The organism is Streptomyces sp. NPDC056224 (assembly GCF_042267665.1).
GTDB lineage: Bacteria > Actinomycetota > Actinomycetes > Streptomycetales > Streptomycetaceae > Streptomyces.
This window is the reverse complement of the sequence record NZ_JBHJTK010000005.1, coordinates 98,238-123,151: the sequence shown is the minus strand read 5'-3', so window position 1 is coordinate 123,151 and position 24,914 is coordinate 98,238. Positions and strand designations below refer to the sequence as shown.

At 69.6% G+C, this 24,914-nt stretch carries 23 protein-coding genes, 2 tRNA genes and 2 pseudogenes; 16 read left to right on the top strand and 11 right to left on the bottom strand.

Annotated elements, in window-relative coordinates; translation table 11 throughout:
* Window positions 1-89: 89 nt before the first annotated feature.
* From rsmG to rpmH, 6 genes are all read right to left on the bottom strand, one after another.
* Entirely contained in the window at window positions 90-806 is a 717-nt protein-coding gene (gene rsmG, locus ACFCZ1_RS09505; protein ID WP_376677810.1) for a 16S rRNA (guanine(527)-N(7))-methyltransferase RsmG, read from the bottom strand.
* Window positions 807-937: 131 nt separating this feature from the next.
* The gene (locus ACFCZ1_RS09500; RefSeq protein WP_266786761.1) at window positions 938-1,450 is read right to left on the bottom strand and encodes a R3H domain-containing nucleic acid-binding protein; all 513 of its coding nucleotides are present in this window, start codon (window positions 1,448-1,450) and stop codon (window positions 938-940) included.
* A gap of 16 nt (window positions 1,451-1,466) precedes the next feature.
* Window positions 1,467-2,573: a membrane protein insertase YidC gene (yidC, locus tag ACFCZ1_RS09495; RefSeq protein ID WP_376677809.1), complete on the bottom strand. Its 1,107-nt coding sequence runs from the start codon at window positions 2,571-2,573 to the stop codon at window positions 1,467-1,469.
* 3 nt (window positions 2,574-2,576) lie between these two features.
* Window positions 2,577-2,858, bottom strand: a complete 282-nt coding sequence (gene yidD, locus ACFCZ1_RS09490; protein WP_075970728.1) for a membrane protein insertion efficiency factor YidD — start codon at window positions 2,856-2,858, stop codon at window positions 2,577-2,579.
* Window positions 2,855-3,229 carry a ribonuclease P protein component gene (gene rnpA / locus ACFCZ1_RS09485; protein WP_376677808.1) on the bottom strand — a complete coding sequence of 125 codons (375 nt, stop codon included), beginning with the start codon at window positions 3,227-3,229 and terminating at the stop codon, window positions 2,855-2,857. Before rnpA ends, yidD begins: the two co-directional genes overlap by 4 nt.
* A 22-nt stretch (window positions 3,230-3,251) precedes the next feature.
* Entirely contained in the window at window positions 3,252-3,389 is a 138-nt protein-coding gene (gene rpmH, locus ACFCZ1_RS09480; RefSeq protein WP_008741645.1) for a 50S ribosomal protein L34, read from the bottom strand.
* A 355-nt stretch (window positions 3,390-3,744) separates the two neighbouring features.
* On the opposite strand from rpmH, the pseudogene dnaA (ACFCZ1_RS09475) reads away from it, so the two are divergent.
* The 12 genes and pseudogenes from dnaA (ACFCZ1_RS09475) to ACFCZ1_RS09420 all read left to right on the top strand — a co-directional run.
* Window positions 3,745-4,240 (top strand): annotated as a pseudogene (gene dnaA, locus ACFCZ1_RS09475) (chromosomal replication initiator protein DnaA); the annotation flags it as partial.
* A gap of 140 nt (window positions 4,241-4,380) precedes the next feature.
* Window positions 4,381-5,526 (top strand): annotated as a pseudogene (gene dnaA / locus ACFCZ1_RS09470) (chromosomal replication initiator protein DnaA); the annotation flags it as partial.
* 877 nt (window positions 5,527-6,403) lie between these two features.
* Window positions 6,404-7,534, top strand: coding sequence for a DNA polymerase III subunit beta (gene dnaN / locus ACFCZ1_RS09465; RefSeq protein WP_376677807.1), 1,131 nt, complete (start codon window positions 6,404-6,406; stop codon window positions 7,532-7,534).
* Window positions 7,535-7,735: 201 nt separating this feature from the next.
* Complete coding sequence (gene gnd / locus ACFCZ1_RS09460) at window positions 7,736-8,611, top strand: phosphogluconate dehydrogenase (NAD(+)-dependent, decarboxylating) (RefSeq protein ID WP_376677806.1); 876 nt, start codon at window positions 7,736-7,738, stop codon at window positions 8,609-8,611.
* A 117-nt stretch (window positions 8,612-8,728) separates the two neighbouring features.
* Window positions 8,729-9,865 (top strand): DNA replication/repair protein RecF, encoded by a 1,137-nt coding sequence (gene recF / locus ACFCZ1_RS09455; RefSeq protein ID WP_376677805.1) that lies wholly within the window; start codon window positions 8,729-8,731, stop codon window positions 9,863-9,865.
* Between the two features lie 110 nt (window positions 9,866-9,975).
* A complete protein-coding gene (locus ACFCZ1_RS09450) occupies window positions 9,976-10,455 on the top strand; it encodes a DUF721 domain-containing protein (protein ID WP_376677978.1) in 480 nt (159 codons plus the stop codon).
* Between the two features lie 283 nt (window positions 10,456-10,738).
* Complete coding sequence (gene gyrB, locus ACFCZ1_RS09445) at window positions 10,739-12,760, top strand: DNA topoisomerase (ATP-hydrolyzing) subunit B (protein ID WP_376677977.1); 2,022 nt, start codon at window positions 10,739-10,741, stop codon at window positions 12,758-12,760.
* A gap of 40 nt (window positions 12,761-12,800) precedes the next feature.
* Complete coding sequence (gene gyrA / locus ACFCZ1_RS09440; RefSeq protein ID WP_376677804.1) at window positions 12,801-15,419, top strand: DNA gyrase subunit A; 2,619 nt, start codon at window positions 12,801-12,803, stop codon at window positions 15,417-15,419.
* A gap of 87 nt (window positions 15,420-15,506) precedes the next feature.
* A complete protein-coding gene (locus ACFCZ1_RS09435; RefSeq protein ID WP_376677803.1) occupies window positions 15,507-16,055 on the top strand; it encodes a DUF3566 domain-containing protein in 549 nt (182 codons plus the stop codon).
* 105 nt (window positions 16,056-16,160) lie between these two features.
* Window positions 16,161-16,234 (top strand) — tRNA-Ile (locus ACFCZ1_RS09430).
* A gap of 145 nt (window positions 16,235-16,379) precedes the next feature.
* Window positions 16,380-16,514, top strand: a complete 135-nt coding sequence (locus tag ACFCZ1_RS09425; protein WP_208809277.1) for a DLW-39 family protein — start codon at window positions 16,380-16,382, stop codon at window positions 16,512-16,514.
* Between the two features lie 122 nt (window positions 16,515-16,636).
* Window positions 16,637-17,962: a hypothetical protein gene (locus ACFCZ1_RS09420; RefSeq protein WP_376677802.1), complete on the top strand. Its 1,326-nt coding sequence runs from the start codon at window positions 16,637-16,639 to the stop codon at window positions 17,960-17,962.
* On the opposite strand, the gene ACFCZ1_RS09415 is transcribed toward ACFCZ1_RS09420, so the two are convergent.
* Window positions 17,949-19,295 (bottom strand): protein kinase, encoded by a 1,347-nt coding sequence (locus tag ACFCZ1_RS09415; protein WP_376677801.1) that lies wholly within the window; start codon window positions 19,293-19,295, stop codon window positions 17,949-17,951. The two genes, ACFCZ1_RS09420 and ACFCZ1_RS09415, sit on opposite strands and share 14 nt — an antisense overlap.
* A gap of 44 nt (window positions 19,296-19,339) precedes the next feature.
* Window positions 19,340-19,888 carry a helix-turn-helix domain-containing protein gene (locus tag ACFCZ1_RS09410; protein ID WP_376677800.1) on the bottom strand — a complete coding sequence of 183 codons (549 nt, stop codon included), beginning with the start codon at window positions 19,886-19,888 and terminating at the stop codon, window positions 19,340-19,342.
* A gap of 161 nt (window positions 19,889-20,049) precedes the next feature.
* On the opposite strand from ACFCZ1_RS09410, the gene ACFCZ1_RS09405 reads away from it, so the two are divergent.
* Window positions 20,050-20,122: transfer RNA gene (locus ACFCZ1_RS09405), tRNA-Ala, on the top strand.
* Between the two features lie 103 nt (window positions 20,123-20,225).
* Here ACFCZ1_RS09405 and ACFCZ1_RS09400 read toward each other — a convergent pair.
* Entirely contained in the window at window positions 20,226-20,750 is a 525-nt protein-coding gene (locus ACFCZ1_RS09400; protein ID WP_376677799.1) for a GNAT family N-acetyltransferase, read from the bottom strand.
* A 790-nt stretch (window positions 20,751-21,540) separates the two neighbouring features.
* On the opposite strand from ACFCZ1_RS09400, the gene ACFCZ1_RS09395 reads away from it, so the two are divergent.
* Window positions 21,541-22,083, top strand: a complete 543-nt coding sequence (locus ACFCZ1_RS09395; protein ID WP_376677798.1) for a LysM peptidoglycan-binding domain-containing protein — start codon at window positions 21,541-21,543, stop codon at window positions 22,081-22,083.
* A gap of 62 nt (window positions 22,084-22,145) precedes the next feature.
* Here ACFCZ1_RS09395 and ACFCZ1_RS09390 read toward each other — a convergent pair whose 3' ends face one another.
* A complete protein-coding gene (locus ACFCZ1_RS09390; protein WP_376677976.1) occupies window positions 22,146-22,856 on the bottom strand; it encodes a DUF5324 family protein in 711 nt (236 codons plus the stop codon).
* Between the two features lie 174 nt (window positions 22,857-23,030).
* Between ACFCZ1_RS09390 and ACFCZ1_RS09385 the strand changes: the two genes are divergently transcribed.
* The gene (locus tag ACFCZ1_RS09385) at window positions 23,031-23,558 is read left to right on the top strand and encodes a peptidylprolyl isomerase (protein WP_376677975.1); all 528 of its coding nucleotides are present in this window, start codon (window positions 23,031-23,033) and stop codon (window positions 23,556-23,558) included.
* A gap of 110 nt (window positions 23,559-23,668) precedes the next feature.
* Window positions 23,669-24,544 carry a rhomboid family intramembrane serine protease gene (locus ACFCZ1_RS09380; protein WP_376677797.1) on the top strand — a complete coding sequence of 292 codons (876 nt, stop codon included), beginning with the start codon at window positions 23,669-23,671 and terminating at the stop codon, window positions 24,542-24,544.
* A 115-nt stretch (window positions 24,545-24,659) separates the two neighbouring features.
* Here the strand turns inward: ACFCZ1_RS09380 and crgA are convergent, their stop codons facing one another.
* Window positions 24,660-24,914 carry a cell division protein CrgA gene (crgA, locus tag ACFCZ1_RS09375; protein ID WP_376677796.1) on the bottom strand — a complete coding sequence of 85 codons (255 nt, stop codon included), beginning with the start codon at window positions 24,912-24,914 and terminating at the stop codon, window positions 24,660-24,662.

Here is a 24,914-nt window from a genome sequence, read left to right as displayed (position 1 = left end):
GTCATCAGGCCGCTACGACACTCCGAAATCCATACCTATAGGGCCCAACACGCCCCAAATCTGCCGGGAAAACCCCGACCGTCACCACATCAGCGGCGCCGACGCGTGCGGCTGGTCCGGGCTGCCTTAGCCCGCTTGGCCGCGAACCTCACCCCACCGGGGCTCTCTCCGACCTCGACCCGTACCACCGTCGACTGCGGGTCCACCACGCCCTCGCCCACATGCAGCACCGAGGTCTTCACCACACCGAGCTTGGTCAGCGCTGTCTTCGCCGACACCAGCTCCTCTTCGGCGGTATCGCCCTTGAGCGCCAGCATCTCCCCGTACGGACGCAGCAGGGGCACGCCCCAGCCGGCCAGCCGGTCGAGCGGAGCCACCGCACGGGCCGTCACCACGTGCACCGGTTGCAGCTTGCCGAGAACCTCCTCGGCCCGCCCGCGCACCACCGTGACGTGGTCCAGCCCCAGCAGCTCCACGACCTCCTGGAGGAAGGTCGTCCGCCGCAGAAGCGGCTCAAGCAGCGTGATCTTCAGATCGCGCCGTACCAGCGCCAGCGGGATACCGGGCAGACCCGCACCTGAACCCACGTCGCACACGGTGACGCCCTGCGGCACCACCTCCGACAGCACAGCGCAGTTCAGCAGATGCCGCTCCCACAACCGGGGCACCTCACGCGGCCCGATCAGGCCGCGCTTGACTCCCGCGTCAGCGAGCAGCTCCGCGTACCGCACAGCTTCCGGGAAAAACTCACCGAACACCGCGCGCGCCTCTTCAGGAGCCGGGGGAAGCTCAGCTGCCTCCGTCACGGGGACCGTCCCTTCCGTACCGCATGGTTCCGAAGAACCACGTCTTCACAATGGCGCGTCGTTCACATGCCAGGCTGACAAACTTCGGCCCCGTCTGCGACACAGACGGGGCCGAACACTCGCTCTACCGCTCAGGCCGGGAGCACAACGACGAACCGCTGCGGCTCCTCGCCCTCGGACTCGCTCTTCAGACCCGCGGCCGCCACGGCGTCGTGGACGACCTTCCGCTCGAACGGGGTCATCGGGGCCAGCTTCAGCGGCTCGCCGGACGCCTTCACGTCCGCCGCCGCCTGAGCGCCCAGCGCCGCCAGCTCCTCACGCTTCTTCGCGCGGAACCCGGCGATGTCCAGCATCAGCCGGCTGCGGTCCCCGGTCTCCCGGTGCACGGCGAGGCGGGTCAGCTCCTGCAGAGCCTCCAGGACCTCACCGTCGCGGCCGACGAGCTTCTGCAGGTCGCGGCCGGCGGAGTCACTGACGATCGACACCGCGGCCCGGTCGGCCTCGACGTCCATGTCGATGTCGCCGTCGAGGTCGGCGATGTCCAGCAGACCCTCAAGGTAGTCGGCCGCGATCTCACCCTCCTGCTCGAGGCGGGTGAGGGTGTCGCCACTCTCAGCGGCGGCGGTGGTGGTGCCTTCCGTCACGGGAGGGACTCCTTACTTACTTCTTGGAGGGCTTGCTGGGGGGCGTCTGGCGCTTCGACTTCGACTGCCGCTTGGGCTGCTGCCGCTTCGTGGCGACACCGCCGCTCGCCGCGTCCGCGTCGGCCGTTGCTTCAGAACTCTTGATCACCGAGCCGTCCGCCTGAGCGGCCATGCCCTGCTTGGTCAGCGTGGTGATGAACTTGCGCTCGTTGTCGTTGCGGTCCGGGCCCTTGGCCACGATCGCCGCGACGATCTTCTTCTTGCCCCGGCCCTTGACCTCACCGTGGGAGCTGACGTGCTTCAGCAGGCGCGTCAGGTACTGGTCCTGGGCCTTGCTGCCCGGCGTCGGGTTCTGGTTGATCACGTACATCTGCTGACCCATGGTCCACACGTTCGTGGTCAGCCAGTAGACGAGGACACCGACGGGGAAATTGATGCCCATCACCGCGAAGATCACGGGGAAGATGTACATCAGCATCTTCTGCTGCTGCATGAACGGCGTCTTGACCGACAGGTCGACGTTCTTCTGCATCAGCTGGCGCTGGGTGTAGAACTGCGACAGCGACATCAGGACGATCATGATGGCGGTGACGACGCGCACATCGGTGATCGAGGCACCCAGAGAGGCGGCCTTCTCGGCGCTGTCCGTGAACTTCGCGGCCAGCGGGGCCCCGAAGATGTGAGCCTGCCGCGCACTCTCCAGCAGCGACTGGTTGATGACGCCGATGGTCTTCCCGTTGGCGATGGCCGCCAGCACGCTGTAGAGCGCGAAGAAGAACGGGGACTGCGCCAGAATCGGAAGGCACGAGGAGAGCGGGTTGGTACCCGTCTCCTTGTACAGCTTCATCATCTCTTCGGACTGGCGCTGCTTGTCGTTCTTGTAGCGCTCCTGGATCGCCTTCATCTTCGGCTGGAGCGCCTGCATGCCACGCGTCGCCTTGATCTGCTTCACGAAGAGCGGGATCAGGCAGATGCGGATCAAGACCACCAGGGACACGATCGACAGGCCCCAGGCCCATCCGCTGTCCGGGCCGAAGATCGCGCCGTACAGCGAGTGGAACTGGACGATGATCCACGAGACGGGCGTGGTGATAAAGCTGAACAGATTGGCAATCGTGTCCACTAATCAGGCTCCTTGAGCATTGCGAGATCTACGCAACGCACTGCGCAGCTGCTCGTGCCAACGCGGGCGTTTACGGGGTGGGACGTGGTCCACGCCACCGGGGGACCACGGATTGCACCGCAGGATCCGCCAGGCGGTCAGGACCGTCCCCTTGACCGCACCATGCCGGTCGATGGCCGTGTACCCGTAGTGCGAGCACGACGGGTAATAGCGACACACCGGCCCGAGCAGCGGACTGATCGTCCACTGGTACAGCTTGATCAAAGCGAGCAGCGGGTACTTCATCGAGCCACGCCTCCCAGGAGCCGCCCCAGAGCGGCATCCAGGTCCCGGGCCAGCTCGTCGGGGCCGGCATCACCCGCTCCGGGCAACGCACGTACCACCACCAGGCTACCGGCGGGCAGCTGAGACAGCCGCTCCCGGACCATATGGCGCAGACGGCGCTTGACCCGGTTACGCACGACGGCGTTGCCGACAGCCTTGCTGACGACGAAACCCGCACGCGCCGAGGGATCGATCTCCCCCGACTCGTGCGGGTCCGTTGCACCGCTTGTACGTAGGTGGACGACGAGGAGTGGGCGACCAGCCCGACGCCCTCGGCGTACCGCGCTCGCGAAGTCCTCGCGCCGCCTCAGCCGATTTTCGGGAGACAGCACGACGTCACGACCTGCGTGCTTGTTACGCGGAAAGGGCGGCGCGGCCCTTGCCACGACGGTTCGCGAGGATGGCGCGACCGGCACGGGTACGCATCCGCAGGCGGAAGCCGTGGGTCTTGGCGCGACGGCGGTTGTTCGGCTGGAAGGTGCGCTTGCTCACTCGGGGGCTCCAGAGAATGAATCGTTGTGGCGGGACATCGCCTGGCTGTCACCGTGCGCCCACGAGGAAACTCGCGTGTTCGCCCGAGTGGCACCGCTAAACGATCACTAACAGTGACCTTCGCCCATCGGTAGGCAGGCGGCAGCAGCCATCGACAACTCGACCTCGTTACGGTACGCGCGGCTACGCCATCCGGTCAAACCGGAGCGATGCTGCCCCACACTGTGCACAGGCTGTGGACAACGACTTGAACCGTACCCGCTGGCCTGACTACCGTTGTCTGATCCCGGATTTTTTGTCCCGACCGTCCCAAAGAACCACACATTCGTGGGACCCCTGTGAGAGAGCGTGCTCTGTGGCTGACGTACCTGCCGATCTTGCCGCAGTGTGGCCAAGGGTGCTCGAAAAGCTCCTCGGGGAGGGACAGCCGGGGATCGAGCCCAAGGACAAGCAGTGGGTCGAGCGCTGCCAGCCGCTGGCACTCGTCGCCGACACCGCACTGCTGGCCGTCCCCAACGAGTGGGGCAAGCGCGTCCTCGAAGGCCGCCTCGCCCCGCTGATCAGCGATGCCCTCAGCCGGGAGTGCGGCCGCCCCATCCGCATCGCCATCACCGTGGACGACTCCGCCGGCGAGCCCGCGCCCCCCGCCCCGCCCGTCCAGCAGCCGGGCGCGTACGAGCCGTACGGCGGCCAGCGCCCCGGCAGCGGGCCGAGCGGCCCCTCCGACGACCAGCTCCCCACCGCGCGCCCCGCCTACCCGGACTACCAGCAGCAGCGCCCCGAGCCCGGCGCCTGGCCCCGGGGCGGCCAGCAGGACGACTACGGCTGGCAGCAGCCCCGCCTCGGCGGATTCCCCGAGCGCGACCCGTACGCCTCCCCGCAGCCGGGCTACCTCCAGCAGTCCGAGCCCTCCGGCTACGACCAGGGTTCCTACGAGCAGCAGAAGTACGAGCAGTCCCCGTACGACTCCCAGCAGCACCAGCCCCATCAGTACGAACAGCAGAAGTACGAACAGCAGCAGTACGAGCAGCCCGCGCCGCGCCAGGCTCCCGGCCGGCCCTCCCCGGCCCCGTCCGGCGGTTCCTCCTCGGGCCCGCTCGAACCGACCGCCCGGCTGAACCCCAAGTACCTCTTCGACACCTTCGTCATCGGTGCCTCCAACCGCTTCGCGCACGCCGCCGCGGTGGCCGTCGCCGAGGCGCCCGCGAAGGCGTACAACCCCCTCTTCATCTATGGCGAGTCGGGTCTGGGCAAGACGCACCTGCTGCACGCCATCGGGCACTACGCCCGGAGCCTGTACCCCGGCACCCGCGTGCGGTACGTGAGCTCCGAGGAGTTCACCAACGAGTTCATCAACTCCATCCGCGACGGCAAGGGCGACGCGTTCCGCAAGCGCTACCGCGAGATGGACATCCTGCTCGTCGACGACATCCAGTTCCTGGCGAGCAAGGAGTCGACGCAGGAGGAGTTCTTCCACACCTTCAATACGCTCCACAACGCCAACAAGCAGATCGTGCTCTCCTCCGACCGGCCGCCCAAGCAGCTCGTCACCCTGGAGGACCGGCTCCGCAACCGCTTCGAGTGGGGCCTGATCACCGACGTCCAGCCGCCCGAGCTGGAGACCCGCATCGCGATCCTGCGCAAGAAGGCGGTCCAGGAGCAGCTCAACGCCCCGCCGGAGGTACTGGAGTTCATCGCCTCCCGCATCTCGCGCAACATCCGCGAGCTGGAGGGGGCGCTGATCCGGGTCACGGCCTTCGCGAGCCTCAACCGGCAGCCGGTCGACCTGGGCCTCACCGAGGACGTCCTCAAGAACCTCATCCCGGGCGGCGAGGACAGCGCGCCGGAGATCACGGCCTCCGACATCATGGCGGCCACCGCCGACTACTTCGGGCTCACCGTGGACGACCTGTGCGGCTCCTCGCGCAGCCGCGTGCTGGTGACCGCACGGCAGATCGCCATGTACCTGTGCCGGGAGCTCACGGACCTCTCCCTGCCCAAGATCGGGGCGCAGTTCGGAGGCCGCGACCACACGACCGTCATGCACGCGGACCGCAAGATCCGCGCTCTGATGGCCGAGCGCCGTTCCATCTACAACCAGGTCACGGAGCTCACCAACCGCATCAAGAACGCCTGAGCCGACTGCCCCGGACCGCCGGGGAGAGTCGCGCCAGGGCCCCTTCAAACGCAGTCAGAGGGCGCTCCCGGACCACAACGGGGGCGCCCTTCTTCGTTCGCGCGCCCCTGACCTGTTCGAATACGCCCCCGCCGGAGCAACTCATCCACAGATTGCGGGACTTTCTTCCGTCCACACCCTGGGGACGGGTTCCGTCACCCACAATCTGTCCACAGGGGTGCCGCATGAGGATCCATCAGGGCAGGTCAGCAGGCTGTGGAATTGTGCGCAAGTCTTATCCACAGGCTGTGGACAGATTCTCCGTCCACAGCACTGTCCACCACGTTTTCCACCGTCCGCCCACAGCTTCGCCGATCCTGTGCACAGGATCCGACGTCTTCTCCACACCGTTGTCCACTGTTCGGCAACGCACCACCCCATCTCACTGCCCCGAGTGAAAGCCGTCACACCGAGGTGGACGTTTGGGTTGTGGAGTACCGGGGGAAAGCTGGGGACACACCTGTGGAGTAATCGGGGTCGCCTGGGGACGGCCTGTGCAGAAGTTTTCGTTCTCCACAGGGACACCGTGTTGTCCACCGGTGCCACCCACAGGCTGTGGGGATAAAAAACCGGCGGTGACCTGGGAAGACGGGGTTATCCACCGTTTCCACAGGCCCTACTACTACCCCCATAGAGAGTTAGGCCGGTTTCGGTTTTCAAGCAGGTCCTGTGCACAACTCGGTGGGCGGCCCTCCCCGGCACCTCGCTCCCGACTTGACCGCCAGCCGCACCGACTGTCGGCGCCGTACGTCAGACTGGTCCCCGGCATCGGTCGAGGCATCGACGAGCCGACGACGAAGGCCGGCAGACGAGCGAGCAACAGCAGGAGGCGGTTCCGGTGAAGATCCGGGTGGAGCGCGACGTACTCGCGGAGGCGGTGGCCTGGGCTGCCCGTAGCCTCCCGGCCCGGCCGCCGGTGCCCGTTCTCGCGGGCCTGCTGCTGAAGGCCGAGGAGGGCATGCTGTCCCTCTCCGGCTTCGACTACGAGGTTTCGGCCCGCGTCTCCGTCGAGGCGGACGTCGAGGAGGACGGCACCGTCCTCGTGTCCGGCCGGCTGCTCGCCGACATCTGCCGGGCGCTCCCCAACCGCCCGGTGGAGATTTCCACAGACGGTGTACGGGCGATCGTGGTCTGCGGCTCCTCGCGATTCACACTCCACACCCTGCCTGTGGAGGAGTACCCGGCGCTGCCCCAGATGCCGACCGCCACCGGCACCGTGCCCGGCGAGGTCTTCGCCTCCGCCGCCGCCCAGGTCGCCATCGCCGCCGGCCGCGACGACACGCTGCCCGTGCTGACCGGTGTCCGCATCGAGATCGAGGGCGACCGGGTCACGCTGGCCTCCACCGACCGCTACCGCTTCGCGGTCCGCGAGTTCCTGTGGAAGCCGGAGAACCCGGACGCCTCTGCTGTGGCCCTGGTGCCCGCCAAGACCCTCCTGGACACCGCCAAGTCCCTGACCAGCGGCGACACCGTCACTTTGGCGCTTTCGGGCTCCGGTGCCGGTGAGGGCCTGATCGGTTTCGAGGGCGCCGGCCGCCGCACCACCACCCGCCTCCTCGAAGGCGACCTGCCCAAGTACCGCACGCTCTTCCCGACGGAGTTCAACTCCATCGCCGTGATCGAGACCGCCCCGTTCGTCGAGGCCGTCAAGCGCGTGGCCCTCGTCGCCGAGCGGAACACCCCGGTCCGGCTGAGCTTCGAGCAGGGCGTGCTGATCCTGGAAGCCGGTTCCAGCGACGACGCACAGGCTGTGGAGCGCGTGGACGCCAAGCTGGAGGGCGACGACATCTCGATCGCCTTCAACCCGACCTTCCTGCTCGACGGACTGAGCGCGATCGACTCGCCCGCCGCGCAGCTCAGCTTCACCACGTCCACCAAGCCGGCGCTGCTCAGCGGCCGCCCCGCGGTCGACGCGGAGGCTGACGAGGCCTACAAGTACCTGATCATGCCGGTGCGCCTCTCCGGCTGATTCTTCGCAGGTCAGGCCCGGTTTCGCACACCGCGAGACCGGGCCTGACCACGTTTGAAGCAGCGGGCCGGGGGCACCGTGCGCCCGGTGGAGCCGGGCGGCCGGGCGGCCCGGCCCGGCGTAGGCTCGGGGCCTGGGATGTCCTGCGGGCACGCAGGGGGCCCCGGCAAAAGACGGCCACAACGCTTAAGGAACCACCTGATGGAGCTCGGTCTCGTCGGTCTCGGCAAGATGGGCGGCAACATGCGCGAGCGCATCCGCCGCGCAGGCCACACCGTCATCGGATACGACCGCAACCCGGACCTCGCGGACGTCCACAGCCTGCGGGAACTTGTGGACAGCCTGCAAGGTCCGCGTGTGGTGTGGGTGATGGTCCCGGCCGGCGCGGCCACCCAGTCCACCATCGACGAGCTCGCCGAGCTGCTCTCGATCGGCGACATCGTCGTCGACGGCGGCAACTCCCGCTGGACCGACGACGAGAAGCACGCCGCGGAGCTGGCTGCCAAGGGCATCGGCTTCGTCGACTGCGGCGTCTCCGGCGGTGTGTGGGGCCTGGAGAACGGCTACGCGCTGATGTACGGCGGCGAGAAGGACCACGTGGCACGGGTCCAGCCGGTCTTCGACGCCCTCAAGCCCGAGGGCGACTTCGGCGCCGTCCACGCCGGCAAGGTCGGTGCGGGCCACTTCGCGAAGATGGTCCACAACGGCATCGAGTACGCCATGATGCAGGCCTACGCCGAGGGCTGGGAGCTCCTGGAGAAGGTGGACTCGGTCACCGACGTCCGCGAGGTCTTCCGCTCCTGGCAGGAGGGCACGGTCATCCGTTCCTGGCTGCTGGACCTGGCCGTGAACGCCCTCGACGAGGACGAGCACCTCGAGCAGCTGCGCGGCTTCGCGCAGGACTCGGGCGAGGGCCGCTGGACGGTGGAGGCGGCGATCGACCACGCCGTTCCGCTGCCCGCGATCACCGCCTCGCTGTTCGCGCGGTTCGCGTCGCGCCAGACCGACTCCCCGCAGATGAAGATGATCGCCGCGCTGCGCAACCAGTTCGGCGGCCACGCGGTCGAGAAGGCGTAGTCCACAGGAGACGGCGTAGTCGGGAAGAGACGACGCAGGAGAACAAGAGAACCGTGCGGCACCGCAGCCGCACAGCACCACGCAGAGCAGTAGGAAGCCGGGGGAGGTCGGCGCCGTATGCATGTTTCGCATCTCTCGCTGGCCGACTTCCGCTCGTACGCCCGGGCCGAGGTTCCCCTCGACCCGGGCGTCACGGCCTTCGTGGGTCCCAACGGGCAGGGGAAGACCAACCTCGTCGAGGCGATCGGTTACCTGTCGACGCTGGGCAGCCACCGGGTCTCCTCGGACGCCCCGCTCGTTCGGATGGGCGCGGACCGGGCGATCATCCGGGCGGCCGTCACCCAGGGCGAGCGCCAGCAGCTGGTCGAGCTGGAGCTGAATCCGGGGCGGGCGAACCGGGCCCGGATCAACCGGTCCTCGCAGGTCAGGCCGCGGGATGTGCTGGGAATCGTACGTACCGTGCTGTTCGCGCCGGAGGACCTGGCCCTGGTGAAGGGCGACCCCGGGGAGCGGCGCCGGTTCCTGGACGAAATCGTCACGGCGCGTTCCCCACGGATGGCGGCGGTCCGCTCCGACTACGAGCGGGTGCTCAAGCAGCGCAACACCCTGCTGAAGTCGGCGGCGATGGCGCGCCGGCACGGCGGGCGCTCGATGGACCTCTCCACCCTCGACGTATGGGACCAGCACCTCGCGCGCGCGGGCGCGGAGCTGCTGGCGCAGCGGCTGGATCTGATCGCGACGCTGCTGCCGCTCGCGGACAAGGCGTACGAGCAGCTCGCGCCCGGCGGTGGTCCGCTGGGGCTCGCGTACAAGTCCTCGGCGGGCGAGCCGGTGGACAGCGGGGCGGCGCGCGGCCGTGAGGCGGTCTACGAGGTGCTGCTGGCGGCGTTGTCGCAGGTGCGCAAGCAGGAGATCGAGCGGGGCGTGACGCTGGTCGGACCGCACCGCGACGATCTGCTGCTGCGGCTGGGCGAGCTGCCGGCGAAGGGGTACGCGAGCCACGGGGAGTCGTGGTCGTACGCGCTGGCCCTGCGGCTGGCCTCGTACGAGCTGCTGCGCTCGGAGGGTGCCGAGCCGGTGCTGATCCTGGACGACGTGTTCGCGGAGCTGGACGCGCGGCGCCGGGAGCGGCTGGCGGAGCTGGTGGCGCCGGGGGAGCAGGTGCTGGTGACGGCGGCGGTGGACGATGACGTTCCGGGTGTGCTGGTGGGGGCGCGGTTCGGGGTGTCCGGCGGTGAGGTGACCCGGTTGTGAGCGATCAGGGCGGCGACAGGGCCGGCGGCCGCGGCCACGGCCAGAGCCACGGCCAGAGCCAGAGCGGCGGCCAGGGCCGGGAGCCCCGTAAGGCTCCGGAGCCCTCCGGTGTGGACCTGGCGCGCCAGGCGCTCGCCGCGGCGCGGGAGCAGGCGCGGGCCCGGGGCAACGCGGCGGGCGGGAAGAAGCGTCAGCAGGGTCCGGGGCTGCGCTCGGGGGCCCGTGCGGACGGCCGGGACCCGATGCCCTTGATGGCGGCGCTGGACCGGTTGCGCACGGAGCGCGGCTGGGAGATGCCGATGGCGGTCGCCGGTGTGATGGAGCGCTGGCCGGAGATCGTCGGCCCGGAGATCGCGGCGCACTGTGAACCGGAACGGTACGAGGACCGTGAGCTCGTGGTGAGGTGCGATTCCTCGGCGTGGGCGGCGCAGCTGAAGCTGCTGGCCCCGCAGCTGGTGGCGCGGCTGAACGCGGACCTGGGGCAGGGCACCGTACGCCTGATCAAGGTGCAGGGGCCGGGCGGGCGGCCGAAGCGGTACGGGCCGTGGCGGGCACCGGGGAGCACGGGTCCCGGGGACACCTACGGGTGAGGACGGCGTCGGCGCGGGTGGTGTCCCTCACGGTAGCGAGAGGTTGACAGGCCGAAGCGCTGGATGCCCGTGTGAGCCTCTTTGAGCCCCTTCCCGGATATGGGGAGTCGGAAGGTGGAGGTTGAGGGCGGCACATGCGGACTCAGGTACCGGCAAACCCCCATTCATGTCGGCGGTACCGGTAGACTGGAGCCAATCCCGCCCATTCGCGGGATTACGCAGACAACGCAGATCGACGCGGCCGCTCCTCCGGCGCACTCGCTGGTCCGGAGTACGGGCTGCGCTGTGCCAGAGAGGGCGCTTCGTGGCCGATTCCGGCGACTCCAACGAGAAGAATTACGACGCCAGTGCGATCCAGGTCCTCGAGGGCCTGGACGCGGTCCGCAAGCGGCCAGGCATGTACATCGGCTCGACCGGCGAGCGCGGCCTGCACCACCTGGTCCAGGAAGTCGTCGACAACTCCGTCGACGAGGCGATGGCCGGTCACGCGGACACGATCGACGTGACGATCCTGGCCGACGGCGGCGTCAGGGTGGTCGACAACGGCCGAGGCATCCCCGTCGGCATCGTGCCGTCCGAGGGGAAGCCGGCCGTCGAGGTCGTCCTGACGGTCCTGCACGCGGGCGGCAAGTTCGGCGGCGGCGGCTACGCCGTGTCCGGCGGTCTGCACGGCGTCGGCGTGTCCGTCGTGAACGCCCTGTCGACCAAGGTCGCGGTCGAGGTCAAGACGGACGGTTACCGCTGGACCCAGGACTACAAGCTGGGTGTGCCGACTGCCCCGCTGGCGCAGAACGAGGAGACCGACGAGCACGGCACGTCGGTGACGTTCTGGGCCGACGGCGACATCTTCGAGACCACCGAGTACTCCTTCGAGACGCTGTCGCGGCGCTTCCAGGAGATGGCCTTCCTGAACAAGGGCCTGACCCTGACGCTGACCGACGAGCGCGAGTCGGCGAAGGCCACGGTCGGCGCGGACGACCCGGACGCGGAGGCGGCCGAGCCCGCGGCGCGCACGGTGAAGTACCACTACGAGGGCGGCATCGTCGACTTCGTGAAGTACCTCAACTCGCGCAAGGGCGAGATGATCCACCCGACCGTCATCGACGTCGAGGCCGAGGACAAGGAGCGGATGCTCTCGGTCGAGATCGCGATGCAGTGGAACTCGCAGTACACGGAGGGCGTCTACTCCTTCGCGAACACGATCCACACGCACGAGGGCGGTACGCACGAGGAGGGCTTCCGTGCGGCGCTGACGGGCCTGGTGAACCGTTACGCGCGCGAGAAGAAGCTGCTGCGCGAGAAGGACGACAACCTCGCGGGCGAGGACATCCGCGAGGGTCTGACGGCGATCATCTCGGTGAAGCTGGGCGAGCCGCAGTTCGAGGGCCAGACGAAGACCAAGCTGGGCAACACCGAGGCGAAGACCTTCGTGCAGAAGGTCGTGCACGAGCACCTCAACGACTGGTTCGACCGGAACCCGAACGAGGCCGCGGACATCATCCGCAAGTCGATCCAGGCGGCCACGGCGCGCGTGGCGGCCCGCAAGGCCCGTGACCTGACGCGCCGCAAGGGTCTGCTGGAGAGCGCCTCGCTGCCGGGAAAGCTGTCCGACTGCCAGTCGAACGACCCGACGATGTGCGAGATCTTCATCGTCGAGGGTGACTCGGCCGGCGGCTCCGCGAAGTCCGGCCGCAACCCGATGTACCAGGCCATCCTGCCGATCCGCGGCAAGATCCTGAACGTCGAGAAGGCCCGGATCGACAAGATCCTGCAGAACACCGAGGTCCAGGCGCTGATCAGTGCCTTCGGCACGGGTGTGCACGAGGACTTCGACATCGAGAAGCTCCGCTATCACAAGATCATCCTGATGGCGGACGCCGACGTCGACGGCCAGCACATCAACACCCTGCTGCTGACCTTCCTGTTCCGCTTCATGCGGCCGCTGGTCGAGGCCGGTCACGTGTACCTGTCCCGCCCGCCGCTGTACAAGATCAAGTGGGGTCGCGACGATTTCGAGTACGCGTACTCGGACCGCGAGCGCGACGCCCTGATCGAGCTCGGCAAGCAGAACGGCAAGCGGATCAAGGACGACTCCGTCCAGCGCTTCAAGGGTCTGGGCGAGATGAACGCCGAGGAGCTGCGCGTCACCACCATGGACGTGGACCACCGCGTGCTCGGCCAGGTCACCCTGGACGACGCGGCGCAGGCCGACGACCTGTTCTCGGTGCTGATGGGTGAGGACGTCGAGGCCCGGCGCTCCTTCATCCAGCGCAACGCCAAGGACGTTCGGTTCCTCGACATCTGAGTCGGCTCAGCTGACTGCCTGAAAGGACTTCTGACCAGCAATGGCCGACGAAACCACCCCCACCGCCGAGAACCCCGCGGAGGAGCAGCCCGTGCTGCGGATCGAGCCCGTCGGGCTCGAGACGGAGATGCAGCGCTCCTACCTCGACTACGCGATGTCCGTCATCGTCTCGCGCGCGCTGCCCGACGTACGGGACGGCCTCAAGCCGGTCCACCGCCGCGTGCTGTACGCGATGTACGACGGCGGCTACCGGCCCGAGAAGGGCTTCTACAAGTGCGCCCGCGTCGTCGGTGACGTCATGGGTACGTACCACCCGCACGGCGACTCCTCGATCTACGACGCCCTGGTGCGCCTGGCGCAGCCGTGGTCGATGCGCATGCCGCTGGTGGACTCGAACGGCAACTTCGGCTCTCCGGGCAACGACCCGGCGGCCGCGATGCGCTACACCGAGTGCAAGCTGATGCCGCAGGCCATGGAGATGCTCCGGGACATCGACGAGGAGACCGTCGACTTCACGGACAACTACGACGGCCGCAACCAGGAGCCGACGGTCCTGCCGGCGCGCTTCCCGAACCTGCTCGTCAACGGTTCCGCCGGTATCGCGGTCGGCATGGCGACCAACATCCCGCCGCACAACCTGCGCGAGGTCGCGGCGGGCGCGCAGTGGGCGCTGGAGCACCCGGAGGCCTCGCACGAGGAGCTCCAGGAAGCGCTCATCGAGCGGATCAAGGGCCCTGACTTCCCGTCGGGCGCCCTGGTCGTGGGCCGCAAGGGCATCGAGGAGGCGTACCGGACCGGTCGCGGCTCCATCACGATGCGCGCGGTGGTCGCGGTCGAGGAGATCCAGAACCGCCAGTGCCTGGTGGTCACGGAGCTCCCGTACCAGACCAACCCCGACAACCTCGCGCAGAAGATCGCGGACCTGGTGAAGGACGGCAAGGTCGGCGGCATCGCCGACGTCCGTGACGAGACCTCGTCGCGGACCGGCCAGCGCCTGGTGATCGTCCTGAAGCGTGACGCCGTCGCCAAGGTCGTGCTGAACAACCTGTACAAGCACACCGACCTGCAGACGAACTTCGGCGCGAACATGCTGGCGCTGGTGGACGGCGTGCCGCGCACGCTGTCGATCGACGCGTTCATCCGTCACTGGGTGCAGCACCAGATCGAGGTCATCGTCCGGCGCACGCGCTTCCGTCTGCGCAAGGCCGAGGAGCGCGCGCACATCCTGCGCGGTCTGCTCAAGGCGCTGGACGCGATCGACGAGGTCATCGCGCTGATCCGGCGCAGCAACACGGTCGAGATCGCGCGCGAGGGCCTGATGGGCCTGCTGGAGATCGACGAGATCCAGGCGAACGCGATCCTGGAGATGCAGCTGCGGCGCCTGGCGGCGCTGGAGCGGCAGAAGATCGTCGCGGAGCACGACGAGCTCCAGGCGAAGATCAACGAGTACAACGCGATCCTGGCCTCGCCGGAGAAGCAGCGCTCGATCGTCAGCGAGGAACTGGCCGCGCTCGTCGAGAAGTACGGCGACGACCGGCGGTCCAAGCTGGTGCCCTTCGACGGGGACATGTCCATCGAGGACCTGATCGCCGAAGAGGACATCGTCGTCACGATCACGCACGGCGGCTACGTCAAGCGCACCAAGACCGAGGACTACCGCTCGCAGAAGCGCGGCGGCAAGGGCGTGCGCGGTACGAAGCTGAAGCAGGACGACCTGGTCGACCACTTCTTCGTCTCCACCACGCACCACTGGCTGCTGTTCTTCACGAACAAGGGCCGGGTCTACCGGTCCAAGGCGTACGAGCTTCCGGACGCCGGCCGTGACGCGCGCGGGCAGCACGTGGCGAACCTGCTGGCCTTCCAGCCGGACGAGAAGATCGCGCAGATCCTCGCCATCCGCGACTACGAGGCGGCGCCGTACCTGATCCTGGCCACCAAGGGCGGCCTGGTGAAGAAGACGGCGCTGAAGGACTACGACTCGCCCCGTTCGGGCGGCGTCATCGCGATCAACCTCCGGGAGACGGGCGCCGACGGCGCCGACGGCACCGCCGACGAGCTGATCGGCGCGGAGCTGGTGTCCGCCGAGGACGACCTGCTGCTGATCAGCAAGAAGGCGCAGTCGATCCGCTTCACGGCGACCGACGACGCGCTGCGCCCGATGGGCCGCGCCACCTCGGGCGTGAAGGGCATGAGCTTCCGCGAGGGTGACGAACTGCTCTCCATGAGCGTTGTCCGGCCGGGTACGTTCGTCTTCACCGCGACCGACGGCGGCTACGCCAAGCGGACGCCGGTCGACGAGTACCGCGTGCAGGGTCGTGGCGGTCTGGGCATCAAGGCCGCGAAGATCGTGGAGGACCGCGGGTCGCTCGTCGGGGCGCTCGTGGTGGACGAAACGGACGAGATTCTCGCCATCACGCTCAGCGGTGGTGTGATTCGTACGCGCGTCAATGAAGTCAGGGAGACCGGCCGTGACACCATGGGCGTCCAGCTGATCAACCTGGGCAAGCGCGATGCCGTGGTGGGCATCGCCCGTAACGCCGAGGCCGGTCAGGAAGCTGACGAGGTCGAGGCCGACGAGACCGAGACCGAGGCGGCCGACGGACAGGCCGCCGAGGCCGCCGAGGGCACGCAGCCTTCGGCTGGGGAGCACGAGGAGTAAGTCGTGAGTGGAGCCACGGGCGCCGGACCGGCCGAGACTGGAGCGAATGGTGCCCGTGGCCCCGCCGCGGACTCCCAGGGGGGGACTGTGACGGACACCCGAGGACCGCAGCCGCAGGCCGACGTGGAAGCCGGTCAGGAGCGGCCCGCGCAGCCCTATCACCCGCCGCAGGCCTACGCGGCGCCCGCGGGCCCGGGTGCGCCGCGCGGCGGCGGTGCGGGCGGCGCGCAGCGCAAGCCGCGGACGGGGGCCCGGATGGCGCCCAGGACGCGCAAGGCGCGGCTGCGGGTGGCCAAGGCCGACCCGTGGTCGGTGATGAAGGTCAGCTTCCTGTTGTCGATCGCGCTGGGCGTCTGCACGATCGTGGCGGCGGCGGTGCTGTGGATGGTCATGGACGCGATGGGCGTCTTCTCGACCGTCGGCGGCACGATCAGCGAGGCGACCGGCTCGAACGAGAGCAACGGCTTCGACCTCCAGTCGTTCCTGTCGCTGCCGCGCGTTCTGATCTTCACATCGGTGATCGCGGTCATCGACGTGGTCCTGGCGACGGCGCTGGCGACGCTCGGTGCGTTCATCTACAACCTGTCGGCGGGGTTCGTCGGCGGTGTGGAGCTGACGCTCGCCGAGGACGAGTGACCTGCGCAGACCTTCGCAGGTCGGTGTCCACAGGGCTCCGCGGCGGGGATTTTGGACCTCCCGGGTCTGTGCGCTAACCTTCAGGAGTCAGCGCGCAGCGCGGATGGGGCTATAGCTCAGTTGGTTAGAGCGCATCCCTGATAAGGATGAGGCCACAGGTTCAAATCCTGTTAGCCCCACAGTGTCGAAGACCCCCAGGCCCATGGCCTGGGGGTCTTCGTCGTTGGGCCAGTTGATGGGCCGGCAGGTCACCGATCGGTATCGGTCGGTGTGTATTGTTGGGCGCCAGAAGTCCCCTACGTCAACGAAAGACGAGGTCGCGCGGTGAAGAAGCTGCTCCTGGTCGCACTGGCCGCCATCGGCGGGCTCCTCGTGTACCGCCAGATCCAGGCGGACCGCGCCGAGCAGGACCTGTGGACGGAGGCAACTGACTCCGTGCCCTCTGGTTCCGGTGTGTGAGACCGAAAGCTGATCTCATGAAGCCCCGGCTGCCGCTGCGGCCGGGGCTTTGTGCTGTTCTGTGACGAAGAATTACATTATGCAAAGATTTGGCTTGCGCTAGCAAAATCGGGGTGGGCGTGATGGGTCGGGTACGGACGGCAGCGCGTACGGGGGCCGTGGCGGGGGCGGCGGCCCTGGTCATGGCGGCGGGTGTGCCGGGCGCCGCCCACGCGGAGGGCACGGCGTCGCAGCCGGTCCCGGAGTACCGCGCGGCGGACGGCGCGAAGGCGGTCGAGGGCAAGCCCTCCAGTGCGGACGCCCCGCTCCTGGAGGCCGGGAACTTCTACGAGGACACGCTCGCCCCCGGGGAGCGCGTCTACCGGCTCGTCCTGGAGCAGGACGGGTCCGATGTGTACGTCTCCGCCGTGCTCCGGCCCGCTCCGGGCGCCAAGGTCTCCTCCAGTGACGGCATCGAGGTGGAGATCATGACCACCGCAGGGCGCTCCTGCCCGGGCAGTACCGGCCGCGCGAGCTTCAACTACGACCCCGCCCCCGTCAGCGCCGCCGGTGTCCGGCGGGGGGCGGAGGACGAGGACTGCGCGCCGGCCGGCGTCTACTACGCCAAGGTCACCCGTACGTCGGCCAAGAGCTCCGACCAGAGCCCCTGGCCGCTGGAACTCCGGGTGCAGCGCGAACCCGGCCGCGGCACGGGCGGCCCCACCGCCGCGCCCAGCGGCTGGCCCTCGGGGGCCCCGGCCCTGCCCGGCACCGAGGCGGTGGCCCGCACCGGTGGCACCGGCTTCAACGACGCCCGCGCGCTGGGCCCCGGGGTGTGGCGCGATGAGATGCGCCCCGGCCAGACCCGCTATTACCGGGTCCCGCTGGACTGGGGGCAGCAGCTGGGCCTCAGCGCCGAACTCGCCGCCGCCAAGATGACCAGGCAGTACGGATCCGCCTCGGGCGGGCTCGTCGTCTCCCTCTACACCCCTTACCGGAGCCTGATCTCCGACAAGGACACCTCGTACGACGGCAAGCAGGCCGGGATCACCCTGGAGAAGACCCCTCCCGTCGCCTACGAGAACCGCTTCGCCGGCGACCGGGCCGTCGCGTCCGTGGGCATCGCGGGCTGGTACTACGTCGCGGTGACCATGGGTGGGAAGGTCGCCGAATTCACCGAGGACGCGGTGCCCGTGCCGCTGACCCTGCGGGTGGACGTGACCGGTACCCCCGCCAAGGCGCCCGCGTACAAGGAGGGCCTGGCGGCGGGCGGGTTCGGGGTCGGAGCCGGGGACCGGGCCGCGGCGAAGGCCGGGCTCACCGCTCCGGAAGCCGCCGACGCGGCGGAGAACCGCTCCGTGATGCGGGTGGTGGCGGGCGCCGGATTCGGCACCGGGACGCTGCTGCTGCTCGTGCTGGGCGGCTGGATCCTGCTGGCCCGCAGGGGCGCGCGCACTACAGCCGGGTGAGCGCCCAGACGCCGACGGCGAAACAGAGCAGCGCGGCGGTGAGGATGCCGGCCGTCACCTTCCCCGGCGGCGGGGCGATCCCGGCGGCCCGGGCGGGCGGTGCCGACGAGGTGTGCGGTGCGGGCGGCGTCGGCGGCGGGAGGTGGAAACTCCCGGTCTCCGAGGGCCCCGCGTACGCGGCGGGCACCGGGACGGTCCCGGCCGTGCCGCGCGGATCGGTGCCGGAAGCCTCCGCCACGGTGGCCGGAGCCGCGTAGGGGGACGCGTACGGCGAGGCGTACGGACCCGGAGTGGCGTACGGATTCGGGGACGGGGACGGGGACGGGGACGGGGACGGGGTCGTGGCCGGGACCGGTGTCCCGGTCGGGCTCTGAGGTCCGGTCGGGGTCTGAGGTCCGTTCGGCGGCGGTACCACGGCGGCCGTGGGTCCGTCCGGGGCCGCCGCTGCCGACGTCTGCGGACCTTGAGGGCCGAAACCGGCGGGGAGCGGGCCGAGTTGGTCGAACACCTCCACCGGATCCGCGCCCGGCGCGGTCGGCGCGAGCAGCTCCACGGCCCCGGCAAGGGCCTTGCGCGCCCCCGTGGCCGTTTTGAACCGGGCATGGGGGTCCGGCTGCAGGAGACCGGCGATGACGTCCCACAGCGGCGCGGGGACGCCTTCCGGGGCACCGGGAGTGCCATGGGCGAGGAAGTGTTCCACCAGGGCCTGCGAGTCGGGCTTGCGCCCCTGGAGCAGGTACAGGGCGACCAGCCCGACGGCGAAGAGGTCGGCGGGGAAGTCGGGCTCGGCACCCAGCAGTTGCTCGGGGGCGAAGTAACCGGGGGTGCCGACGACGTAGTTCGTCTCGGTCAGCCGGGGCTCGCCCTTGCGCATGGAGATGCCGAAGTCGGACAGCCGCAGGTGCGGCCGCCCGGTTCCGGTGGCCTCCATCAGGATGTTGGCCGGTTTGATGTCGCGGTGGACGACGCCCTCCGCGTGCACCGCCGCCAGGCCCGACAGGAGCTGGTCGAGCAGGGTGCACACGAACCCGGGCGGGAGGGGACCGTAGTCCCCGATGACGTGGCCCAGGGAGCCGCCGCTGACCAGGTCCATCGTGAAGAGGACCTTGTCGTCGTCGGCCGCCCAGCTGGCGGGGGCCAGTACGTGCGGGTGATCGATGCGCAGGGCCTGCTCCCGTACGAACCTCAGGAGCGTGTGGGCGTCGCTCTGCAGGAGGACCTTCGCGGCGACGTACCGGCGGCGACGGTGGTCCCAGGCGCGCCACACGGCGCCCGCGCCACCGCGCCCGATCGGATCGATCAGTTCGTACCGACCGGCGAAAACCTCACCCATCGCTGTGCCCGTCCCCCGTCACCCGTAGTCCGCCGTCGCGCTCGTCAGTTCTGGTGGGCCTCGTAGTGGGCGACCGCGTCTGCGGTGCGGCCCGCGCCGTACACCCTGAGGAACTCCGCCAGTTCCGGGTGGCTGGGGGCGAGGCTGTCCGCCGCGTCGATGATGTCGCCCGCCGCGGAGACCGAGCGCAGCAGCGACTGGATCTCACGGACGACGCGCTTGACGGTGGGCGCACCCGAACTGGTGGTGCTCTGACCGCTGTTGCTGAGGACGGAGCCCCCCTGGGTCTTCTTGATCTCGTCCATCCGGTTGGTGGCCTCCGCGGCACTGACGCTCCCGTCGGCCACCTGGCCGGCGAGATCCTGGAGCGCCTGGACACGCTGCACCACGGCAGGGTTTCCGATCTTGGCGCGCTGGCCGCTCATCAGCTGGGACAGCATGGGCGCCGACAGTCCGAGGACGGCAGCGAGGCGGGCCTGGTTCAAGCCGAGGTCATCTATGAGCCGGCGGAAGAGCGCTCCCAGCGGCTCCCCGTACCAACTGCGCTGAAGCTCTCTGGCTCTGGCCGTGGCCTCTTGCTGTACTGCGTCCACTCTTACTACTCCCCTTCGCTGGTGCGAACCTCGCGAGCATCTTACGGAGAGTGGTCGCACGGCGGGAGTCCCTATCATTTTGCGAGATGAGGGGGTACACCCGGTACTCTGTTCTGCGGAACACCCGCTCCCCGCACGGGGACAGGCGTGTGCCGACCCATGGGGCCTTAGCTCAGTTGGTAGAGCGCTGCCTTTGCAAGGCAGATGTCAGGAGTTCGAATCTCCTAGGCTCCACATGTAGACCCTCCTTGACCTGCGGAAACGCGGTCAAGGAGGGTCTTTTTCGCGTCGGGGCCGAGGCGGTGGGCACGTCGGCCGGACCGATCGCAGGGGGTTTCTAGAGGTCGATCCAGTAGCGGTACTTGGGGCCGATCAGGGTCTCGCGGAGATCTTCGAGGACGCCGCCGCAGCTCTCGATCGTGCGCACGGATGCGGTGTTGTCCGGGTCGCAGGTCAGCAGGACCCGGTCCATCCCCATCACCCGTGCCTCGTGGAGCACCGATTCCAGCGCCCAGCCGGCCAGCCCCCGCCGCCTCGCCGAGGGGCGCACGCTGTAGCCGATGTGGCCGCCCGCGTCGAGGAGGAAGGCGTTCAGGTGGTGGCGCAGGTCGATCGCGCCCAGGTAGGTGTCGTCCTCGGCGATCCACCAGTACGTGGCGTGGACCCTGCCCTGCTCGACCGGCACCGTACGGTCCGCGTACCCGTGCAGCCGCTCCACCCAGGCCGCGAATCCCCCGGGGCTGTCGACGTCGTCGTCGGAGCCGAGGCCGGCCCCGTCCATGGGGGCGTCGGGACCCCATTCCTCGCGGGCGGCGAGCCAGGAGGAGTGCAGGCGGGAGGCGGGCCGTATGAGCTCGGGCATGTTCCGGACGCTATCAGCCGGTCCGCGGCGGCCGGGGTCCTCGGCGTTCGGTCCGGCCAGGCCGGCCTTCGCCGGGGCGTCCGCGGTGAAGACCGTCGTCGTGGGGCCCGCGCACACCCTCGGCCTCGGGGCGCTCTCCGCGGCCGCGTCGTACCCGCCGACTGCCCCACCGGCCTGCCGCCGGTTCTGCCGCAGGCTGCCGACGCGGGCCCGGCCCCGCCCGCCGCCACCAGGCCGGGCGCCCCCACCAGGCCGGGCGGGTCCGCCCCCGGGCCCGGGCCCGTTCCACACCGCCCGGTACATCGGCGCGGCCCTCGGTGGGGCCGTCCTGTCCACGCCGGCCGCGCCCGCCCGTGTGACCCAGGGCGGGACCGAAGAGCTTGGCCTTCGGGAGTCAGGTGCCGCCCGGGCCCCATGCATCGAGTCCGCCGTGGATGGGCCACCCACGTTTCGGGCCCCCTGCTCCTGCCCGCCGGGGCGTCTCTGTTTCACGTGAAACATCGGCGGGGCCGCCCCTGCGCCGCGGAGCGCCGAGCCCGGATCATCGCCGCCGCCGGCAAGGGGCGACCGTCGCCGTGGACAGCCCGCGGGTCGTCGGCCAGGCCCACGCGGACGCCGTGGCCGCTCCGCCGACAGCCCGCACCGGCGCGCCGCTCCCGTCGGCGACCGGCATCCGCCGCTCCCCGGGTCCCCCGGACGGCTCCGTCACGGGGCCGCCCGGCCCCCGGTGTCCGACAGTGGGGGAGGGCACCGAGCCCAGGGGGGATCACCACGCCGGAGGCGTACACACATGGGACTCTTCGACTTCCTGAAGTCCGACAAGAAGAAGGAACACGAGGCCGCCGAGAAGGCGAAGGAGCAGGTCCAGCAGCAGACCTCCGCGGCGACGACACGCCCCGGGAGCCAGGCGGCCGACGCGGCCTCGGCCACCCGCGCGGCCGCCGAGCGCATGGCCGCCGCCGCGCCGCCGAAGCCCAAGCACGCCCCCGCGGCCCCGACCCCGGCCTCGGCCGCGCACAAGGCCGTCCCCGTCACCCCCCAGCCCGCCCCCATGCCGCCCAAGCCGACCTCGGCCTCCTCCGCCCCCGGAGCCCCGCACACCCCGACCCCCGCGTCGGCCGCGCACAAGGCCGTCCCCGCGGCTCCCGGGCCGGCGCCCGTGGCCAAGAAGCGCACGTACACCGTCCGGCCCGGCGACTCGCTCTACGAAATCGCCCGCCGCGAGCTCGGCAACGAAGCCCGCTGGCGCGAGCTCTACGCCATGAACAAGGGCGTCATCGGCTCCAACCCCGACCTCGTCCGACCGGGCATGGTCCTGACCCTGCCCGGCTGACCGGCCGGACGACACGGCCGAGGGGCCCGGATCCTGGTGGATCCGGGCCCCCTCGGCGCGGGTCAGCGCTGCTCGTCCTCCGGGGCCGGTCCCGGGCCCGTTTCGCGCTCCTTCTCCGCCAGCTCGTCGTCGAAGCTCGCCGGCCCGGCGTCGCGCGCCGGCACCTCCGTGGCGGCCGGCGGCTCGACGAGCCAGTCCGGGTTCGACTGCTGGTCCCACCACTTCCACGCCGCGAAGGCGGCGCCGGCCAGCACACCGACCAGCGCGACACCGCGCAGCACCCGGCCCCTGCGCGCCCGCCGCTCATGGCGCGCCACCATCCGCTGCACCTCCTTGGCCGACACCTGCCCGCGGAGCGCGGCCAGGGCCGCCGCCGACGCCGCCGCCGACCGTGCGGCGGCCTCCTCGGCCACCGGGGAGGCCACGGCGAGCGCGCTCTCGATCCGCGGCTGGGTGTAGTCGGCTGCCTGACGCGCCACCAGACGCGTCTGCTCCACGGCCTTCTTCGCAGCCCGGTCGACGTTCGGCGGCACGTGGGCGCGCGCCGACACGATCCGGGGATGTACGTGGCAGTCGTATGTCGTGCGCGCTTGCCGCGCGGCCTCGTTGGCCGCCTGCGACACCATGGGCGCCAGCCGCTCGTTCGCCTCCTGTACGTAGTGCACCGCGGCATCCTTGGCGGATTCCGCATACGGCGCCACCACTTCCGCCGCGTGCCGCACACTCTCCCTGGCGCTCTCGGCTGCCAGGCGCACGCTGTCCTTGCCGGTCACGGGATCCTCCTCCTCGGTGGCGGACACAGTTCACCTTTCCACCCTTTGTCGGATCATGCCTGCCATAGCGCCGACCGGCATGCGTGACAGGGCATACGGGTGGACGATTTCTGTGCCGCACTGCGCTGCGTGCGACCATCTGGACCGACAGTGATGACTATGGAAGGCAGATCCGTGGCCGAGAAGCTCTACGCCACCCTGAAGACCAACCACGGCGACATCGTGATCGAGCTGCTGGAGAACTTCGCTCCGAAGACGGTCCGGAACTTCGTGGAGCTCGCCACGGGCGCGCGTGAATGGACCCGCCCCACCGACGGCCAGAAGACCACGGACCCGCTCTACGACGGCACCGTCTTCCACCGCGTCATCAGCGGTTTCATGATCCAGGGCGGCGACCCGCTGGGCAACGGCACCGGCGGCCCCGGCTACCAGTTCGCCGACGAGTTCCACCCCGACCTGGCCTTCACCAAGCCCTACCTGCTCGCCATGGCCAACGCGGGCCCGGGCACCAACGGCTCGCAGTTCTTCATCACCGTCGCGCCCACCGCGTGGCTGACCCGCAAGCACACCATCTTCGGCGAGGTCACCGACCCGGCCAGCCAGAAGATCGTGGACGCCATCGCCTCCAGCGCCACCAACCCGCGCACCGAGCGTCCGGTGGACGACGTGATCATCCAGTCGGTCGTCATCGAGAAGCGCTGACCCCGGAGGGAACCTTTGGGCCCCGCCCGTCCGTCCTGCATGCATACGAAGTGTGGGGCCGACAGGACCGGCGGGGCGCTCCTGCGCCTCGCCGCCGATCGAGGGAACCGATGGACACCGACCGTCTGCCGGGCTGCTACCGCCACCCGGACCGCGACACGGGGATCAGCTGCACCCGCTGCGAGCGCCCCATCTGCCCCGAGTGCATGATCAGCGCCTCGGTCGGCTTCCAGTGCCCCGAATGCGTCCGCGAGGGCTCCGGCACCGGCCACCGGCCGACCGCGAACGCGCCGCGCACCATCGCGGGCGGGGTGGTGGCCGCGGATCCCCACCTGGTCACCAAGGCCCTGATCGGCGTCAACGCCGCGGTGTTCCTCGCGGGTCTGGTGGCCCCGGCGGTCGTGGTCCAGCTGGAGCTGCTCGGCCAGTACGTGGAATTCTTCGGCGGCCCCGTCGAAGGGGTTTCCACCGGCCAGTACTACCGCCTGCTGACGTCGGTGTTCCTGCACGTCGAGTGGTGGCACATCATCGGCAACATGATCGGCCTGTGGGTGATCGGCGGCCCGCTGGAAGCGGCGCTGGGCCGGTCCCGCTATCTCGCCGTCTACCTGCTCTCGGGGCTCGGGGCCAGCGCCTTCGTCTATCTGCTGACCGCACCGAACACCCCGACCCTCGGCGCCTCGGGCGCGGTCTTCGGGCTGCTCGGCGCCACCGTCGTCCTCGCCCGCCGGCTGCGCTACGAGATGCGGCCGGTGATCGTCATGGTCGTGCTGATGCTGGTGCTGACCTTCGTGCCGATCGGCGGCAGCCTCACCGTGTCCTGGCAGGCGCACGTGGGCGGGCTGGTCACCGGCGCCCTGGTGGGCCTGGGCATGCTCCGGCCCGCCGCCGGCAGGTACCGCGCGCTCATCCAATGGGGGACGTGCGCGGCCGTATTCCTGCTGGCGGCAGCGGTGATTCTGATCCGGACCGCGGAACTCACCTGATCACACCGGCGTCAACTCTCCACAGAGTTATCCACAGATCTTCTGTCTTTTCCTCAGGTGTGGATGACGCTGTGGATAACTCATGGGGAGAGCTTCCCTCAGGGGGCGCTTGGTGCTACTTCCACTGCGTGGATACGCCGAATCCCGCTGCGATAAATCCGAAACCAACTACAATGTTCCAATTGCCCAGAGCCTCGATCGGCAGCTGGGTTTCGGTCACGTAGAAGACGACGATCCACGCGAGACCGATCAGGAACAGCGCCAGCATGACCGGAGCGACCCAGCTGCGGTTCGTCAGCCTGATGGACTGCGGCGTCCGCGTGGGCGGAGGCGTGTAGTCGTCCTTCTTGCGGATACGTGACTTCGGCAC